This is a genomic window from uncultured Mycobacterium sp., from assembly GCF_964249325.1.
Classification (GTDB): Bacteria; Actinomycetota; Actinomycetes; order Mycobacteriales; family Mycobacteriaceae; genus Mycobacterium.
In genome coordinates, this window is sequence record NZ_CAXUCH010000008.1 from 24,327 (window position 1) to 41,111 (window position 16,785).

Below are 16,785 nucleotides of genomic sequence, written 5' to 3' on the forward strand. Positions count from 1 at the left end.
TCGTCGCGCGCCCGGACCGCCCGGCCGGACGGCGCTGTAGTTGCCGCCGATACGTCGTCGCCCCCTGCCTGTCGGATCGCAGCAAGTTTAGATGCGACCGGCCCGCAGGAGCGGAAGACACGTCGGCACAACCGTCTTCTCGAGCTTGATCTGAACGGCGGTGCACTACGGGTGCTGGTGGAGAATATGCCATCGACCACTGCCATGGAGGTCGACCCGGACGGCTTGTTGTACTTCCCGGTGATGGGCGCCAACCAGATCTGGCGGATCGATCCCGAGGGCGGGCAGCCTGAACCGGTGGCCTCGGAGCTTGGCGTCCCTGATGCGGTCAAGTTCGACTCCGCGGGCCGGATCGTCTCGACCCAGATGCACACCGGACAGGTGCTGCGCATCGATCCCCGCACGGTGTTGCCGGGCGGCTTGAACTGGCCGCTGGATCTGGCGGTCGGCGATGACGGCAACCTCTACATCGCGGACGGCGCCTTCTCTACGTCCTGGCTCCGGCCGGCACGTTGCATACGCTCGGGATGCTATTACGTCCGGGCTTTTTGCGCGGAGTTGCCGCCGCGGGTGTGGGCGAGTTCGTGGTCACCACGTCCGGCGGGCAAGTGTCGCGCTACCGGCCACTAGAACTGTGCTGGACGGTTTGCGACGACCGAGGGCATCCTGGTGCGCGAAGGGCTGCTGTACGTGTCGGCCGACGGCGACGGCAGCGTGCTCGCGTTTCGTCGAGAAGACGCCGATCCTCATGCCTGACACTCGACCGGCCGACCATCGTTACCTGCAGCTGCGCCAACACTGCGGAAACAGATCGTCGACGGGGTATACCCGGTCGGAGCACAACTTCCCTGCGCCACCGGCGCGCGTTTTGCGATCGAATCGGTGAAGATTGTGACAATCGACGAGGACCTGGCAGAACGGACCGGGCTTGCGCGTGGTGAAGAATGGCTGAGCGTCCAAGGCTTTCCGCTGACCGAAGGTGCGGAGGCACCGCTGTGCCGCACGGAGTACTACATCAACCGGGCGTTCGCCGCGGTGGGCCGACTGCTGCAGCGCCACACCGGGCCGATCTTCCCGTTGATCGAGGATCTGTTCGGGTTGACGATCAACCCCCATCCAGGATCGCGCTTTCGTCATGCCATGATGATGCGACGGGTGCGGGGTTAGGGTGAGCCGGCGGCCAACAATGTCAGACGGTGGTAGTTTTGCCCGCCTTCGAGCGATTTCAGCCGAGAAAGAAGTCCGGCTCGATCCGCTCAAGGGCTCAGCACGCTAGGCGTCGCGGTGGGATGTGGCTAGACGGCTAATCGGCGGACGATCGATCCGCTGGGACGACGAACTCGCAACCGACGCGTATGCGCGCTGGGTGTGGGTGCGTCACACCCTGGCCGACGCGCTGCATGAGGCGGCACAACATTCTCCGCAGCGACTGCTGGTGGTCGACGGTGATGTCCGCCTGGACTGCCAGACGCTCTACCAGCAGGCGACGAGTTTGGCACACGCGTTGTTGGATCGGATACCGGCGGGCAGTGTGGTCTCGTTCATTCTGCCGAACTGGCACGAAGCCACGGTCATCTACCTGGCGGCGACGTTGGCAGGAATGGTGGTCAACCCCATCCTCCCGTCGCTGCGCGACCGCGAGCTGCGTTTCATACTCGACGACGTCGATGCCCGAATGGTTTTCGTGCCATCCCAGTTCGGCAGGTACGACTTCGCGTCGATGCTGACACGGGTGAGCGCGCAGCTGGCGTCGCCTCCCCAGGTCGTCGTCGTTCGCGGCGAGCATCACCGGCAAACGCGGTTTACATCGCTGCTCGACCGACTGTCCACCGCAGCCGAGCTACCAGCACTGGAGCCGGATGCAGTACGCATGATCCTGTATACGTCTGGCACCTCCGGTCGCCCGAAAGGCGTTCTGCACAGCCATAACTCGATGCATGCGCTGATTTGCCAGATTCGCGACCACTGGCTGATCGAGCAGGGCGACCGATTCCTGGTCCCGTCGCCGATCGCGCACATCGGCGGCTCTATTTATGCTTTCGAATGCCCGCTGCTTCTTGGCACGACGGCGGTGTTGATGGATCGCTGGAACGTCGACGAGGCAGTGCGGCTGATGCAATCCGAGCGCTGTACGCACATCGCCGGTGCCACCCCGTTCTTGAAGCAGATGCTCACCGCCGCGCAGCGCGCAAGCACTCGGCTACCCGAACTGAAGGTATTCGTATGCGGCGGAGCATCGGTGTCGCCCTCGCTGATCCGGCAGGCGGCGGGCTATTTCGAGCGCGCCGTCGTTACCCGGGTTTACGGCTCGACAGAAGTACCGATCACGACAATTGGGTCGCCGGACGACGTTGACCACGCCGCCGACACCGACGGCCGCCCAGGATTGGCCGAGGTCAAGCTGGATCCCCACGAAGCCGCAGCTGTCGGCGGCGAAATCCTTGCCCGCGGACCGCAGATGCTGGTCGGATATCTGCATGCCGAAGATGAGACGGCTTCGTTCGACGCCGAAGGCTATCTCCGCACCGGTGATCTGGGCCGCTGGGTCGATGACAAATACCTTGTCGTCACCGGCCGCGCCAAGGACGTCATCATCCGCAACGGCGAAAACATCTCACCCAAAGAAATCGAGGACATCCTCGTCGGTCACCCCAGTATCGCCGAAATCGCCATCGTCGGCCTGCCGGATGCCCGCACCGGCGAGCGGGCCTGCGCCGCGATCGTGCCCACCACCGCACCCGGCCCTGACGTGGCCGGCTTACGCAGCTTTCTCCAGGAGCATGGGGTGGCGACATTCAAGGCGCCGGAGCAGGTGGTCATCTGGGATTCGCTGCCAAAGAACGACGCCGGCAAGGTGTTGAAGCATCAGATCAAAGCAGCACTCATGCATACGGACGGATGAGATGCAGGTAGCGATCGTCACCGGCGCAAGCGGTGCCATCGGATTCGGTTGCGCGACAAAACTAGCCGAGATGGGCATGGCAATCCTGGGGACAGGGCGCGACGCGCGCCGGCTCGAGGAACTGGAGCAAGTGATCGGCGAGCCCGACCGCGTTGCCACGCTTGCCGTGGACCTGACCGCTGACGACGCGCCGCAACGGATCGTCGAGGCCGCCGTCGCACGGTGGGGCCACGTCAACTTCCTGATCAACAACGCCGGCGTGGGTAGTCCCAAGCCGTTGCACGAGACCGACGACGAATCACTGGACTACTTTCTGGCATTGATGCTGCGGGCGCCGTTCCGGTTGGCGCGCGAGGTGCTGCCGCAGATGCAGCCCGGTTCGGCGATTGTCAACGTGACGTCCACGTTCGCGGTCGTGGGCGGACTTCGTGGCGGTGCCTATTCCGCGGCCAAGGGCGGACTTACGGCGCTGACCACCCACATCGCCTGTCAATACGGGTCGCAGGGAATACGTTGCAACGCGGTGGCTCCCGGCGTCATCCAAACTCCGATGACCGAAACGCGGCTGCAGGACGAGCGGTTCCGTCGGATCAACATCGAAATGACACCGCACCAGAGGTTGGGCACCGTCGACGACGTCGCGAGCGCCGTGGCGTTCTTATGCTCGCCGGGCGGCAGTTTCGTCAACGGGCAAACGATCGTCGTCGACGGTGGCTGGAGTTCCACGAAATACCTGTCGGACTTCGCGCTGTCGTCGCAGTGGACGGCCCGGTGAGCCTGTTCTCGTTGCTGAACCAGGCGGCGATGCGCTTCCCTGATCGTCGGGCGGTGTATCACGGTCACCGCCGCTTCTGCAGCTGGCGAGAAATCTACCACCGACCGCTCCGACGCAGGCTGGAAAGACATCTAGCCCAACTGGAGCGGCGCTACACGCGCAACGTCGACATGCACGCACGCAGAGCAGTCATCAACCCGTGCCCAATGTTCACCCTCGGCGAACTGGTCGTTGACGAACTCACCGGCTCGGTGAAATCGACCTCCAGCCAACCGATTCAGGCCTATATGCCGCGGATTCAGTGCTCATCCTTTCGCAGGGAGAAATTATGAAGCCTCATGACCGCGACCCACTATCGGTGGTCGAGCAATCACCCGCTGCCGCAGCCAGCCACGACCGCGCGGGGTGGATCGGATTGTTCACGCCGCATGGGCGGATAGAGGATCCGGTGGGTACACGTCCGCATGTCGGATATCGGCAAATCGAACGCTTCTACGACACCTTCATCGGCCCGCGCGACGTTGTCTTCCACCGCGACCTCGACATCGTATCGGGATCGACGGTTATTCGTGACCTCGATCTCGAAGTTTCCCTGCTGCCGTCACTCAGCATGACCATCCCTGCGGTGCTGCGGTACGACCTCGACCTCACTCCCGACGTGCCACAGATCGCTGCGCTTCGCGCCTATTGGGATCTGCCGGCGATGATGGCGCAGTTCTTGCGACTCGGCACCGCCGCAGGACCAGCAGCAACTGCTTTAGCATATGGGCTGCTGCGTCATCAGAAGATCAGCGGTGCACTGGGTTTCGCGCGAGGATTTCGTAACGCCGGACGTCGCGGCAAGACTGTCGCGACGTCTTTTGCGGCCCACCTCGCCGCTGGACGAACCAGCGCTGCCGATAAGCTGCTGCACGGCACTATCACGGCGGGCGACGGAAAGGTCATGACCACCGATGAACTCGCGGACCGCCTACGCGGCGCCATCGCAACCCGGGTAATCGCATCGGGTCATATTGTGGTGGTGTCGACTAGGTCGCCCCGCGGTCGGGCAGTGTTGTTCGCAGAGATCACGCGCCGCCGATCGGCCATCAACAGCGTCAATGTATTTACCGCTCAACGTTTAGTCCAAAGACACTGACGCCGAACGCACTCGGTTCCCGCCATCGCATCCGGCGCCACGATGACGTCACTGGACGGACGGTAGTTGAAATCGTTGTCGAATGCCTGCCAACATCGCGATGTGTGCGTTGGCTGCCTGGCGGGTCGTCACTGTCGCCAGCGGTCGGGGCGCTGTGATGTGGATTCGCTCAATGATCCGAGTGCCTGACTGGCTCGGCTCGAATGTGACCGCGCCGCGTAGCCGGACGCCGGGGAACTGGCGCGCATCCGTGATCACGTCGCCCTGCGCGGGGACGTGGAGCCGAGCGCGGTAGCTGATGCGAATAACCAGCGGCCCCAACCGGACCCGGTCTCTTACGCGGTAGCTTTCGATATATCCGTCACCCGTTTGCCGGCGCGACGTCGGCCGCACTGAGACGACCAACGGGTGCACGAGCTTCATGTTGTGCAAGTCGACGTAGAACGCACGGACCTGCTCTGGCGCAGCCGGTACCGTGTCGGTGAATGTCCGTTCGGCATGAACGGTCCACCAGCCCACAGTGGGTCAACCTGGCGACGGTCGCGCCAAGGGCGCCCTGCCTACTTCTTGCTTGGAATGACGATCACAACGATCAGGGTGATGATGCTGAAAAACAGCCCGAGGATGCCCCAGCCTAGCGGATTGCGCCCTTTCATGCCGGCGATTACCGCGCAGACGATCGCGGCGATGATGCTGCCGATGGCGACGAATATCGCCTTGATGCCGCGCAAAATGAATCCGGCGGCTTGCGGGTTGTCCTGAGCGGCCAGTATCAGACTATGCAGCATGCTTATCTCCTCTTCACCGGCGAGCGTGGCGTCGTGCCATGAACGGACGGTATCTGTTAGCGAGCCGGATCGGTACAGATTCGCCAGCCAGAAGGCAGGTTCTGCACCGCGGTATTACAGCTTCGGCTTGTCTTTCGGCGCTGTAGAAGGGGCTTCGAGCCCGAATAGCTTGATCGTGTGCTCACGCATCTCGACTTTGCGAACCTTTCCGGTGACCGTCATCGGGAACTTGTCGACGACGTGCACGTAGCGCGGAATCTTGTAGTGCGCCAGCTTGTCGGTGGCGAAGGCACGCACCGCGTCGGCATCTAGGGGCGGGCGGCCGGGCTTCATCCGGATCCAGGCGCAGACCTCTTCGCCGTATTTCTCGTCGGGCACGCCGATGACCTGCACTTCGTCGATGTCGGGATGGGTGTAGAGGAATTCCTCGACCTCGCGTGGATAGATGTTCTCGCCGGCGCGGATCACCATGTCCTTCAGCCGTCCGACAATGGTGCAGTACCCGTCGTCGCGCATGACCGCGAGATCGCCGCTGTGCATCCACCCGTCGTCGTCGATCACCTCGCGGGTCAGGTGGTCGTCGCGCCAGTACCCCAGCATCACCGAGTAGCCGCGGGCGCAGAACTCCCCTGGCTCGCCGCGCTCGACGATGGCGCCGCTGTCCGGATCGACGATTTTGATTTCCACGTGGGGGTGGGCGCGCCCGACGGTTGCGGTTCGCCGCTCGAGGTCGTCGCCGACGAGGGTCTGGCAGGAGACCGGCGACGTCTCAGTCATCCCGTAGGCGATGGCCGGCGTCATGTTCATCTCGCTGAGACAACGCTTCATCACCTCGACCGGGCACACCGATCCGGCCATGATGCCGGTGCGCAGCGACGACAGGTCGGTGCCGTTGAAGCCGGGATCGTTGAGCATCGCGATGAACATGGTCGGCACGCCGTAGACACCGGTGCACCGTTCGGCTTCGATCGCGGCCAGTGCTGCAGCGGCATCGAACGCGGGCGCCGGAATAACCATGGTGGCCGCGTGCGTGGTACAGCCGAGATTGCCCATCACCATGCCGAAGCAGTGGTAGAAGGGTACGGGGATGCAGAGCCGGTCCGCCGGGCCCAAGTTCAGCAGCTCGGTGACGAAGAAGCCATTGTTGAGGATGTTGCGATGCGACAACATCGCGCCCTTGGGGAACCCGGTGGTTCCCGAGGTGTACTGGATGTTGATCGGGTCGGTGTCGGCTAAGGCCGACGATCGGGTTCTGAGCTCGCGATCCGATACGGATTCGCCGCCGTATCTCAGCTCGTCCCAGTCGCGAGTACCAAGGAACACAACATGTTTGAGATCGGGGCAGTCGGCCCGAACCGCGGTGGTCATGCTGCGGTAATCGGAGGTTTTGAAGGTCGTCGCGGCGATGAGCGTGCGAGTGCCTGACTGCTTCAGCGCGTAGGCGAGTTCGTGGCTGCGATAGGCGGGATTGACGGTAACGAGGATCGCGCCGATCTTCGCGGTGGCGTATTGCACGACGGTCCACTCGGCGCAGTTCGGCGCCCAGATGCCGACGCGCTCGCCTTGGGTCACGCCCAGAGAGATCAATCCCTTTGCAACTGAGTCGATTTCGTTGTTGAGCTCGCCGTAGGTCCAGCGGTGGTGACCGGCAATGTCGATGAGCGCCTCGGCGTCGGGGTGGCTAGCCACAGTGCGCTCGAAGTTCGCCCCGATCGTCTCTTCGAGGATGGGAGTGTCTGTTGGCCCCGCGTCGTAGGACTTCATTGCTCAACCCACCAGGTCCTCGTATCGGTACTCCGTCGTGATCGGTGTCCCGGCGCGGTGTGCGGTCTCTTCGCGGCACCGTAGCTCGACTCGGCGGATTTTGCCCGAGATCGTCTTGGGCAGGTCGAAGAACTCGACGCGCTGCACCTTCAGGTACGGCGGGACGCGGTCGCGCACGTGCTGCATGATCGCCCGCGCGGTGTCGGCGTTGGCTTCCCAGTCGGCGGCCAGCGAGATGTAGGCCTTCGGGACCGACAGCCGCATGTCATCGGGCTGCGGCACGACGGCGGCCTCGACGACGGCCGGATGTTCGACGAGCACGCTTTCCAGCTCGAACGGCGACACCTTGTAGTCGGACGACTTGAACACGTCATCGGTGCGCCCGACGTAGGTGATGTCGCCGTCTGTGTCGCAGCGGGCGACGTCGCCGGTGCGGTAGTAACGGCCGGCGGTCGCTTGGTTGTCGGCGTCGGCAAGGTAGCCGGTCATCAGGTTGACCGGATGGGCCGTCAGGTCAAGACAAATCTCGCCCTCGTCGGCCGGTTCGCCGCTGACCGGGTCGACCAGCACGACGGGCATACCCGGCAGCGGCCGGCCCATCGATCCCGGTTTGACCGGCCGGCCCGGCAGGTTGCCGATCAGCAGTGTGGTCTCGGTCTGGCCGTAGCCGTCGCGGATGGTCAGCCCCCACGCTTGCTCGACCCGGCCGATGACATTGGCGTTCAGCGGCTCACCGGCGGCGACGATTTCGCGCAGCGGTTCCGGTCGGTCACCGATATCGGCCTGAATGAGCATGCGCCACACCGTCGGCGGCGCACAGAACGTCGTCACCCCGGCGTGACGAATCTGGTCAAGCAACGCTGCCGCGTCGAAGCGGCGGTAGTTGTAGACGAAGATCGTCGCCTCGGCGATCCACGGCGCGAAAAAGCAACTCCAGGCGTGTTTGGCCCAACCCGGTGAGCTGATCGCCAAGTGCACGTCGCCGGGCCGCACGCCGATCCAGGCCATCGTCGACAAATGCCCTACCGGATAGCTGATCTGGGAATGCTGTACCAGTTTCGGCGTGCTGGTGGTGCCTGAAGTGAAATAGATCAACATCGGATCGTCGACGGTGGTTTGAGGCGTGAAGGCACCGGCAGGGCCGACGCTTGCCGCGTCGGCGTAGCAGTGCCACCCGTCGATCCGTGCGCCCACCGCGATGCGCCGGTAGTCGCCGTCGATCCCGTCGAACTTGGCGGTATCTGCCGCATTGGCGACGACGAATTTCGCGCCGCCGCGACGGATGCGGTCGGCGATGTCGGCCGGACCGAGTGCCGCGGTGGTCGGCATGATCACTGCGCCGAGCTTGGCGACGGCCAGCATCGATTCCCACAAGTCGACCTGGTTGCCCAGCATCAGGATGACCCGATCACCTTTGCCCACGCCGAGTTGTTGTAGCCACGCTGCGACCCGATCGGACCGCTCGGCCATCTCGGCGAAGCTCACCTTTTGCGCGCTGCCGTCGTCGTCGACAATCCACAGTGCGGTGTGGTCGTTGCCCTGTGCGATGACGTCGAACCAGTCGGTCGCCCAGTTGAAGACGCCGGTGATGTGCGGCCATGCGAACCTCCCGCCGAGGACCTCGTCACGCGCGGTGCGATAGCGGTCGGTGTTGGTCGCCATAACATGTAGCATCGCGCGTCAACGCGGATCCGTCAGCGGATTAGCTTGTGCTGAAACCCAACCCGCGACGCGCGAGCCTCGCTCCCGCTCTTCGTAGTCGAGGCGAAATGCGCAGCGAGAGAAGCGGGTTGAAGATATCTTCGCGAAGCCGGGTCAGTTTGGAGGTCTTGATTCGCCATCGCCCGTCGATCTTGAGGTAAGTCTCGTGATAGTGGCCGTAACCGTTGAGGTTCAGCCCGGGCGCCAGCCTGACCACGTCTTCTAGCGCCCACACGCCTCGGGCGGTTGTCGGCGAGGTCAGCTCGATTTCCGGCGCATGTACCTGGTGCACGGTGGGCTGAGAGGGCTTGCCTAGCGTCGCACGGATGAATGCGACGAACTCGTCGGCGCCGACGATGACCTTGCCACCTGCCTCGGCGGTGTCGCTGACGAAGTCGTCGGCGAAAATGCCGCGCCACGCCTCCCAGTCTTTGGTGTCCAGGTACCGGCAGTAGCGGGCCTTGAGCTGTTTGATCGATTCGATCTCCAGCGGTGGGGTCATCCATGTGCGGGCCCTTTCACGTGTCGCCGCCCATAGCGGCGGCGCTGGCTCGGGTGAAGAGCTGGACAGCCTGGTGGCGGCTCATGGACCCCAGCATTTGGGCTGCGGCACGCATGTTTTCGCCCACGATCCAGGTCGGCCCGTTGGTCAGGTTGTCGAACGCCTCGCTGATGACTTCGTCGACGCTGGCGGCGTCCGGCGGCGGCTCATCTTCAAACTGATCTGTCCCCGGCTGTGTTCGAGTCGACGCAGTGCCGGCGTATCGGTCTTGCCGAGGATCAATCCCAGCACGTCGACACCCTTGTCGTGTAATTCGGTCCACAGCGCTTCGGCAAAAACCATGTCGAATGCTTTGGTCGCCCCGTACACGACCATGTTCGGGCCGCCGACGAGTCCGGCGCCCGAGCCGAAGATGACGATTCCGCCGCGGCCGCGCTGCACTATTGCCGAGCCGAAGTGATGACACGGTTGCATCGGCACCACGCAGTTGCGTTGCACCATCGCTTCCGCAGTTTCGACCGGGCTGGTCAGAAACGGCTGGAAGTTGGGATCGGCGCCCGCGCAGTAGACCAGGAAGCTGGACATCGGCGATGTCTCGGCGATCGTTTCGGTCGGTCACGGAGTGTCTCCGTTCGATGATTCGCGGTGGGCCTTCGGACTTTCGGGCAAGGCCAATCGCGTCGGGCACTTCGCCGAGTCCGATGCCTCGAGGGATATCGCTGCGGCGTTGACATGCGCGGTGGCCGCGACTGCTTGCATGGAGCGAGCACGTCGGCCGTTCCGAGACGTTCCACATCGACGGCGTTCCCACCCAGTACCCGGAATGCATCGTGTTCGAGCGGAACGCCGATGGTCTGATCTCGCGGGTCAGCGTTTTCATCAAGCGGCCCGGCGGAGAGCCACGCGTAGAGGGCGGTCGCGCAGGCTAACGCCGGCAACTCACTGCATTGCCTGATACTCGTCATGACGACGTAGCCACGCCACCGGCACCGGCAGGTCGTCCTGTTACGTCCGTAGGGCGCACGGTCCAATAGCTGGTAGGCGGTGTTGATGGAGTCGAGACCCCGGGCGTAGCACGAGTACGTGTGGTACACGACGTCGTCGTCACGCGCGAATGCACTTAGGCCGGGCTCAACCACCTCAAAGGGTCGGTGCGTGAAGTTGTAGTGCGCTTCGCCGGCCTGTGAGCTGCCGGCCGGCTCGTCGGGGAACGACACGCCGAAGTCGCGGTTGAAGTCGTTGCGCAGCGACGACACCCCAGGGAAAGCTCCAGCCCATCCGCTGCTTGTAAGCGTTGATGCGGTCCAGCGGCGCCCGCGACACGCATGTGAAGGTAACGTCGCGTTGGTTGAGGTGCACCACCCCGCCATTGAAGTTGTCCTCCCAGAAGGAGCAGACGGGGCAGCCCTCTGTCCAGTCCGGGCCGAACATGAAGTGGTAGACCAGCAGCTGCGAGCGCCCGTCGAAGAGCTCGGCGAGCGTCTTCTCTCCCGCATTGGTGTCGAAGCGGTAGGTCTTGTCGATTCGCACCCAGGGCAGGTTGCGCCGCCGTGCGGCTAGCTCATCGCTGCGGCGAGTGAGCTCCTTTTCCGCCTCGAGCAGTTCCGGGCGAGCCCGAAGGTGCTCTTCTCGAGTTCCGACTGCATGAGTGGTCATGTCGCGCGCTCCTCTCGTCAGGACGGCTTTCCTGTCGACCCGCCGTCACCTAGACGACGAATGCAGAGGCATAAATCCGACATCGGTGTGCCGCGGTGCGGCGGCAGAAGGCCGCGCACCCAATGGTGGCTGCACTGTGGTGCTGTTTACCAGGCTGTTTTGTGGGCAGTGTTAGCTAGTAGCCGTAGGTTGGGGACGGCAGACGTAGCTGAATGCTGAAGGATGACGCGATGAGGGTTCCGGGCGTAGCCAGCGTTCTCGGCGGCATGACCGGTGGAGCGACACAGGCAGTACGAACCGGGGTGCAGGGTGCTGCGGGGGCTGCTGCCGCGGTGCAGATGCTGGCCACTCCTGTCGTGCAGTCGGTGGGCCAATCGACTGCCCGCGTGCTCGGGATGAGCGACTCTGCTCGCAGCAGCTCCACGAACGGCACTGCGCCGCCGGTGCGTTGGCAAAGCGGGCGCCGGGTGCATCTGGACCTGGATCCCCTGCTGCCCTTTCCCCGCTGGCACGAGCATGCGGCGGCGGTGGAGGAGTCCGTCCGCAAGATTTCGGGCGTCGCGACCGCTCATGTCGAGGGCGCGCTGGGCCGGCTGGTGCTCGAACTCGAGGACGACACCGACGCCGACCAGATCGTCGACACGGTGCGTGACGCGGTAGAGGCCGTCGCCGCCGACTTGATGTCGGCCGGATTGCAATCGGCACCGCGAATCGCGCCGTTCGCCGATCCCGGTAACCCGCTGGCGATACTGGTGCCGGTCACCGCGGCTGCGATGGATGTCGTGGCGATCGGGGCCGCCGTCACCGGTTGGGTTGTCCGACTGCCCGCCGCCCCGCGAACCACCCGAGCCGCGGCTGCCCTGATCAGCAACCAACCGCGCATCGTGTCATTCCTGGAATCACGACTGGGCCGAGTGGGCACCGATCTCGCACTTGCCGCTTCCAGCGCAGCGGCCAACGGCCTCACGCAGGCGGTCGGCACACCGTTATTGGATCTGGCGCAACGCGGCCTGCAGATCGCCGAGGCAGCGGCTCACCGGGACAGGTGGCGACACCGAGAACCAGAGCTTGCCTCGACCAAGCGGCCGCAAGCACCGGTGGTCCCCGTCATCTCCTCCGCCGGGCCGGATTCCCACCCGCCCCGGCACAACTGGGCGGCCGCCGCAGCCGGCGAGGCTTCGCACGTCGTCGTCGACGGGGCCATCGACTCGGCGATCGACACCGCAAAGGGATCGATGGCCGGGCCGGTGGAGGAGTATGCCAACCAGGCCGCCAACGGTTCGCTGGTCGCCGCAGCAGGTGCCTTGCTGGCGGGCGGCGGTGCCGAAGATGCGGCCGGGACGATCCTGGCCGGGGTGCCCAAGGCAGCGCATATGGGCCGGCAGGCGTTCGCCGCAGTCCTGGGCCGCGGCCTGGCTAACGCCGATCAAATGATCCTCGACCCCGGCGCACTGCGCCGGTTGGACCGGGTGAAGGTGGTCCTCATCGACGGCGCGGCGCTGCGCGGTGATGCGCGGGCCGTCCTGCAAGCGCGCGGAAATGCGCCCGGCTGGGATGACGACCGGGTCTATGAGGTCGCCGACGCGCTGCTGCACGCCGAGCAGCCGCCCGAGCCTGATCCCGATGAGCTGCCCGCCACCGGGGCACGCCTGCAATGGATCCCGGCGCAGGGACCGGCGGCTACGCCTGCCCAGGGCCTGGAACGTGCCAACCTCGTGGTCGACGGCGAATGCGTGGGCAACGTCGAAGTCGGCTGGGAAGTCGACCCTTTCGCTATCGCGCTGCTGCAGACCGCGCACCGCACCGGAGCGCGGGTGGTGTTGCGGCACGTCGCCGGCACCCAAGATCTTGCGGCAAGCGTCGCCGAGGCTCATCCGCCGGGCACCCCGCTGCTCAAGCTAGTACGTGAGCTGCGGTCGGATCGCGGGCCGGTATTCCTGATCACCGCGCTACATCGGGATTTCGCGTCGACGGACACGTTGGCGGCGCTGGCGGTCGCCGACGTCGGGGTGGCCCTCGACGACCCGCATGCGGCGACACCGTGGACCGCAGACATCATCACCGGCACCGATTTGGCTGCGGCCGTGCGGATCTTGTCGGCACTACCCGCGGCCCGCCAAGCCACTGAATCGTCGGTGCGCCTTGCTCAGGGCGGCACCACCCTGGCCGGGCTGTTGCTGGTCACCGGTGACCCACGCGCAGGCACAGGAAGCCCACTTGCCCTGCGGCGCTGGCTCAACCCGGTCAATGCCGCCGCCGCCACCGCGTTGGCGTCGGGAGCTTTCTCCGCGGCCAAGGTGCTGCGCCAGCCTGATCCGACCCCGCAACCGCTGACCGCCTGGCATGCACTCGACCCGGAGATCGTCTATTCGCGGCTGACCAGCCGCACGCGGCCGTTGGTCATCGAGCCTGGCGCGGCCGCATGGCGTCGCGTGGCCGACGATTTGTCCTACAGCCCACTAGTGAGGCCACTGCGCGGGCCGGGAGCTGCGGTGGGGCGGTTGCTTGCCGCGACGCGCGCCGAGCTCAATGACCCACTGACGCCGATCCTGGCGGTGGGAGCGGCGGCGTCGGCGATTGTCGGCAGTAATGTCGACGCGCTGCTGGTCACTGGTGTGATGACTGCCAACGCGATAGTCGGTGGGGTGCAACGGTTACGGGCCGAGGCCGCGGCTGCCGAGCTGTTCGCCGAACAAGAAAGGTTCGCGCGCCGGGTCATCGTCCCGGCGGTGGCGACGACCCGGCGCCGGTTGGAGGTGGCGCGGCATTCTGATCGCCTCGTCACGGTGACCGCGAGTTCGTTGCGCCCCGGCGACGTCATCGACCTGGCCGCTCCGGACGTGGTGCCGGCGGACGCCCGGGTGCTGGTGGCAGAGGACGTGGAGGTCGACGAGTCGTTCCTCACCGGTGAGTCGCTACCGGTGGACAAGCAAGTTGACCCGGTCGCCGCAACCGATCCCGACCGCGCCAGCATGCTGTTCGAGGGCAGCACGATCGTCGCAGGCCATGCTCGGGCGATCGTCGTGGCGACCGGTGCGGGCACCGCGGCGCACCGCGCGATCTCGGCCGTCGCCGACGTCGAACCGGCCGCCGGCGTGCAAGCGCGGCTGCGTCAGCTGACCAGCCGGGTCCTTCCGGTGACCCTCGCCGGCGGAGCAGCGGTGACCGCTCTCGCGTTGCTGCGCCGCGCATCGCTGCGCCAAGCGGTTGCCGACGGCGTCGCGATCGCGGTGGCCGCTGTCCCCGAGGGCCTGCCGTTGGTGGCCACGCTGGCGCAGCTTGCCGCAGCGCAGCGGCTCTCGCGGCGTGGTGTGCTGGTCCGCGCCCCACGCACGGTCGAAGCACTGGGTCGCGTCGACACCGTATGTTTCGACAAGACCGGCACCCTTACCGAGAACCGTCTGCGCGTGGTTTGTGCCGTGCCGAAAGACTCCCGCCCGGAGGGCCCGTTCCCCGACACCACTGATCCGCGGGCCGCACAGGTGCTGCGGGCGGCCGCGCGGGCGTGTACGCAGCCGCGGAACGGGCAGGGACATGCGCATGCCACCGACGAGGCGATCGTCACCGCGGCGAATGCGCTGAGCAGCCAAGGCGATTCGGAATGGACTGTGCTCGCGGAGGTGCCGTTCGAGTCCAGTCGCGGCTACGCCGCCGCCATCGGCACTGCGAGCACCGATGGCCAGGCGCCGACGCTGATGCTCAAGGGTGCGCCCGAAAAGGTCCTGCCCCGCTGCCGATTGGCGGATCGCGACGCCGAGGGCGACCATGCGGAGTCGTTGGTGCACGGCCTGGCCGAACAAGGCTTACGCGTGCTTGCAGTGGCTCAGCGCAGCTGGGACGGGGAAACCACCGAAGAGGCCACCGATGTCGACAACGTCGATGCCGCCGCGGACGACCTTGAATTGATCGGCTACGTCGGCTTAGCCGACACCGCCCGGCCCTCGGCGCGGCCCTTGATCGAGGCGCTCCTTGATGCCGAGCGCAAGGTGGTCCTGATCACCGGTGATCATCCGGTGACGGCACGAGCAATCGCCCGCCAGTTGGGCCTGCCTTCGGACGTACGGGTGGTTACCGGCAGCGAGCTTGCGGCGCTCGACGAGGAGGCGTGCACCAAGATCGCGGCCGACGTTCAAGTCTTCGCCCGTGTCAGCCCCGAGCAAAAAGTTCAGATCGTTGCGGCGCTGCAACGCTGCGGACAAGTGACCGCGATGGTCGGCGATGGAGCCAATGACGCCGCCGCCATCCGAATGGCCGACGTGGGCATCGGGGTCACTGCTCGCGGTTCCTCAGCCGCCCGCGGGGCCGCTGACATCGTGTTGACCGACGACGATCTGGGCGTGCTGATCGACGCCTTGGTCGAGGGCCGCGGTATGTGGGCCGGCGTGCGCGATGCGGTGACGATTCTGGTTGGCGGCAATGTGGGCGAAGTGCTGTTCACGATTATCGGGACTGCGTTCGGCGCTGGCCGGGCGCCGATCGGAACCCGGCAATTGTTGTTGGTGAACCTGCTCACCGACATGTTCCCTGCGCTGGCGGTTGCCCTCACGTCACAGCATCCACAACTCGACGAATCCGAAGATCAAGCTGACCAAGAGGACGAAGAAGCCCGCCGCGCGTACCAGCGCGCCGTACTGACCGAACCGACGCCGTCGCTCGACGTGCCGCTGATGCGGCAGATCGTCACCCGCGGCGCCGTCACCGCCGCCGGCGCGACGGCCGCCTGGGCTATCGGACGCTGGACACCGGGCACCGAAAGACGGACAGCGACAATGGGCTTGACTGCTTTGGTGGCAACGCAGCTGGCGCAAACGCTGCTGACTCGCCGCCACAGCCCCCTCGTCGTGGCGACGGCGCTGGGCAGCGCGGCGGTCTTGGTCGCCGTCGTCCAAACCCCAGGCGTCAGCCACTTCTTCGGCTGTACGCCACTGGGCCCGGTGGCCTGGACCGGAGTGGCCGGCGCGACGGCAACGGCCACTGCCCTATCGGTGGTCGCACCCTACTGGTTGGCCAAGACTGTCGGCGTCCCGGTGTCGGAATATGAGTAGGAGCGCCTAGGTCGACAGCTCGTTTCGCAGGACCTTACCTGCCGGGTTGCGCGGAATGCTTCTGAGAATGTGAATGTCTCTGGGCCGTTCGAAGCGTGAGACCTTGTCGTGCAAGTACTTTCGCACCGCTGCTTCCTCGACGTGGCTGTCAGGCCGCGGGACGATGTAGGCGCCCGGCCAGCGCATCGGTGCGAAACTCCGTATTGACGAGCATAACGCCAGCAGCGCCCGAGCCGCCGTGGTGAGCACGCTTGCCGTCGTCATTGGTGGCGCTTGTTTTCGATTGCGTACCGATACCACAGCCGCGCCGCCCAATCCACCGGCCCGGCCAGCACCACCGTGGTGACTTCTGCGGGCCATGCCCACCACGGCTCGACGGTGCGCGGCCGTTCGATGATCGCCTTGGCGACCACGTCGGCGGCCTCGTCGGCGGACAGCCCCGGGAGTTTGCGCAGGAACGGCGTGGGCTCGGTCATCCTGGTGCGGACCAGCGCCAGGTAAATCGACGTGACGT

The 16,785-nt window shown here is 65.4% G+C and carries 11 protein-coding genes and 5 pseudogenes (1 of these 16 cut by a window edge); 7 read left to right on the forward strand and 9 right to left on the reverse strand.

The window, feature by feature from the left end:
- Positions 1 to 120: 120 nt before the first annotated feature.
- The 6 genes and pseudogenes from ACFE99_RS02345 to ACFE99_RS02370 form a co-directional block, all read left to right on the forward strand.
- Positions 121 to 626: pseudogene (locus ACFE99_RS02345) on the forward strand (gluconolaconase); the annotation flags it as partial.
- Between the two features lie 122 nt (positions 627 to 748).
- A pseudogene (locus ACFE99_RS02350) lies at positions 749 to 1,167 on the forward strand (hypothetical protein).
- A 154-nt stretch (positions 1,168 to 1,321) separates the two neighbouring features.
- Complete coding sequence (locus tag ACFE99_RS02355; protein WP_375482084.1) at positions 1,322 to 2,902, forward strand: AMP-binding protein; 1,581 nt, start codon at positions 1,322 to 1,324, stop codon at positions 2,900 to 2,902.
- A 1-nt stretch (position 2,903) separates the two neighbouring features.
- A complete protein-coding gene (locus ACFE99_RS02360) occupies positions 2,904 to 3,677 on the forward strand; it encodes an SDR family NAD(P)-dependent oxidoreductase (RefSeq protein ID WP_375482059.1) in 774 nt (257 codons plus the stop codon).
- Positions 3,674 to 4,009 (forward strand): hypothetical protein, encoded by a 336-nt coding sequence (locus ACFE99_RS02365; RefSeq protein WP_375482061.1) that lies wholly within the window; start codon positions 3,674 to 3,676, stop codon positions 4,007 to 4,009. The genes ACFE99_RS02360 and ACFE99_RS02365 overlap by 4 nt, the downstream gene beginning before the upstream one ends.
- The gene (locus ACFE99_RS02370; protein WP_375482086.1) at positions 4,003 to 4,815 is read left to right on the forward strand and encodes a ketosteroid isomerase family protein; all 813 of its coding nucleotides are present in this window, start codon (positions 4,003 to 4,005) and stop codon (positions 4,813 to 4,815) included. The genes ACFE99_RS02365 and ACFE99_RS02370 overlap by 7 nt, the downstream gene beginning before the upstream one ends.
- A gap of 48 nt (positions 4,816 to 4,863) precedes the next feature.
- On the opposite strand, the gene ACFE99_RS02375 is transcribed toward ACFE99_RS02370, so the two are convergent.
- The 7 genes and pseudogenes from ACFE99_RS02375 to ACFE99_RS02405 form a co-directional block, all read right to left on the reverse strand.
- Complete coding sequence (locus ACFE99_RS02375; protein ID WP_375482063.1) at positions 4,864 to 5,334, reverse strand: SRPBCC family protein; 471 nt, start codon at positions 5,332 to 5,334, stop codon at positions 4,864 to 4,866.
- Between the two features lie 41 nt (positions 5,335 to 5,375).
- Entirely contained in the window at positions 5,376 to 5,603 is a 228-nt protein-coding gene (locus ACFE99_RS02380) for a deoxyribodipyrimidine photolyase (RefSeq protein WP_375482065.1), read from the reverse strand.
- Between the two features lie 114 nt (positions 5,604 to 5,717).
- Positions 5,718 to 7,367: an AMP-binding protein gene (locus ACFE99_RS02385; protein ID WP_375482067.1), complete on the reverse strand. Its 1,650-nt coding sequence runs from the start codon at positions 7,365 to 7,367 to the stop codon at positions 5,718 to 5,720.
- 3 nt (positions 7,368 to 7,370) lie between these two features.
- Positions 7,371 to 9,029, reverse strand: a complete 1,659-nt coding sequence (locus ACFE99_RS02390; RefSeq protein WP_375482069.1) for an AMP-binding protein — start codon at positions 9,027 to 9,029, stop codon at positions 7,371 to 7,373.
- Positions 9,030 to 9,069: 40 nt separating this feature from the next.
- Positions 9,070 to 9,570 (reverse strand): nuclear transport factor 2 family protein, encoded by a 501-nt coding sequence (locus ACFE99_RS02395; protein WP_375482071.1) that lies wholly within the window; start codon positions 9,568 to 9,570, stop codon positions 9,070 to 9,072.
- 16 nt (positions 9,571 to 9,586) lie between these two features.
- Positions 9,587 to 10,143: pseudogene (locus ACFE99_RS02400) on the reverse strand (SDR family NAD(P)-dependent oxidoreductase); the annotation flags it as partial.
- Positions 10,098 to 11,226 (reverse strand): annotated as a pseudogene (locus ACFE99_RS02405) (DUF899 domain-containing protein). The pseudogenes ACFE99_RS02400 and ACFE99_RS02405, both read right to left, overlap by 46 nt.
- 230 nt (positions 11,227 to 11,456) lie before the next feature.
- Here ACFE99_RS02405 and ACFE99_RS02410 point away from each other — a divergent pair.
- Positions 11,457 to 16,271: an HAD-IC family P-type ATPase gene (locus ACFE99_RS02410; RefSeq protein ID WP_375482073.1), complete on the forward strand. Its 4,815-nt coding sequence runs from the start codon at positions 11,457 to 11,459 to the stop codon at positions 16,269 to 16,271.
- Between the two features lie 6 nt (positions 16,272 to 16,277).
- Here the strand turns inward: ACFE99_RS02410 and ACFE99_RS02415 are convergent, their stop codons facing one another.
- Complete coding sequence (locus tag ACFE99_RS02415) at positions 16,278 to 16,535, reverse strand: hypothetical protein (protein ID WP_375482075.1); 258 nt, start codon at positions 16,533 to 16,535, stop codon at positions 16,278 to 16,280.
- Positions 16,532 to 16,785 (reverse strand): annotated as a pseudogene (locus ACFE99_RS02420) (SDR family NAD(P)-dependent oxidoreductase) (it continues 594 nt past the right edge of the window). Before ACFE99_RS02420 ends, ACFE99_RS02415 begins: the two are co-directional and overlap by 4 nt.

Bases quoted from the DNA above. Each gene is read 5' to 3' on its own strand.
- ACFE99_RS02360 (WP_375482059.1), top strand. From the start codon at position 2,904: ATGCAGGTAGCGATCGTCACCGGCGCAAGCGGTGCCATCGGATTCGGT.
- ACFE99_RS02380 (WP_375482065.1), bottom strand. From the start codon at position 5,603: ATGCTGCATAGTCTGATACTGGCCGCTCAGGACAACCCGCAAGCCGCC.
- ACFE99_RS02385 (WP_375482067.1), bottom strand. From the start codon at position 7,367: ATGAAGTCCTACGACGCGGGGCCAACAGACACTCCCATCCTCGAAGAG.
- ACFE99_RS02390 (WP_375482069.1), bottom strand. From the start codon at position 9,029: ATGGCGACCAACACCGACCGCTATCGCACCGCGCGTGACGAGGTCCTC.
- ACFE99_RS02395 (WP_375482071.1), bottom strand. From the start codon at position 9,570: ATGACCCCACCGCTGGAGATCGAATCGATCAAACAGCTCAAGGCCCGC.
- ACFE99_RS02410 (WP_375482073.1), top strand. From the start codon at position 11,457: ATGAGGGTTCCGGGCGTAGCCAGCGTTCTCGGCGGCATGACCGGTGGA.
- ACFE99_RS02415 (WP_375482075.1), bottom strand. From the start codon at position 16,535: ATGACGACGGCAAGCGTGCTCACCACGGCGGCTCGGGCGCTGCTGGCG.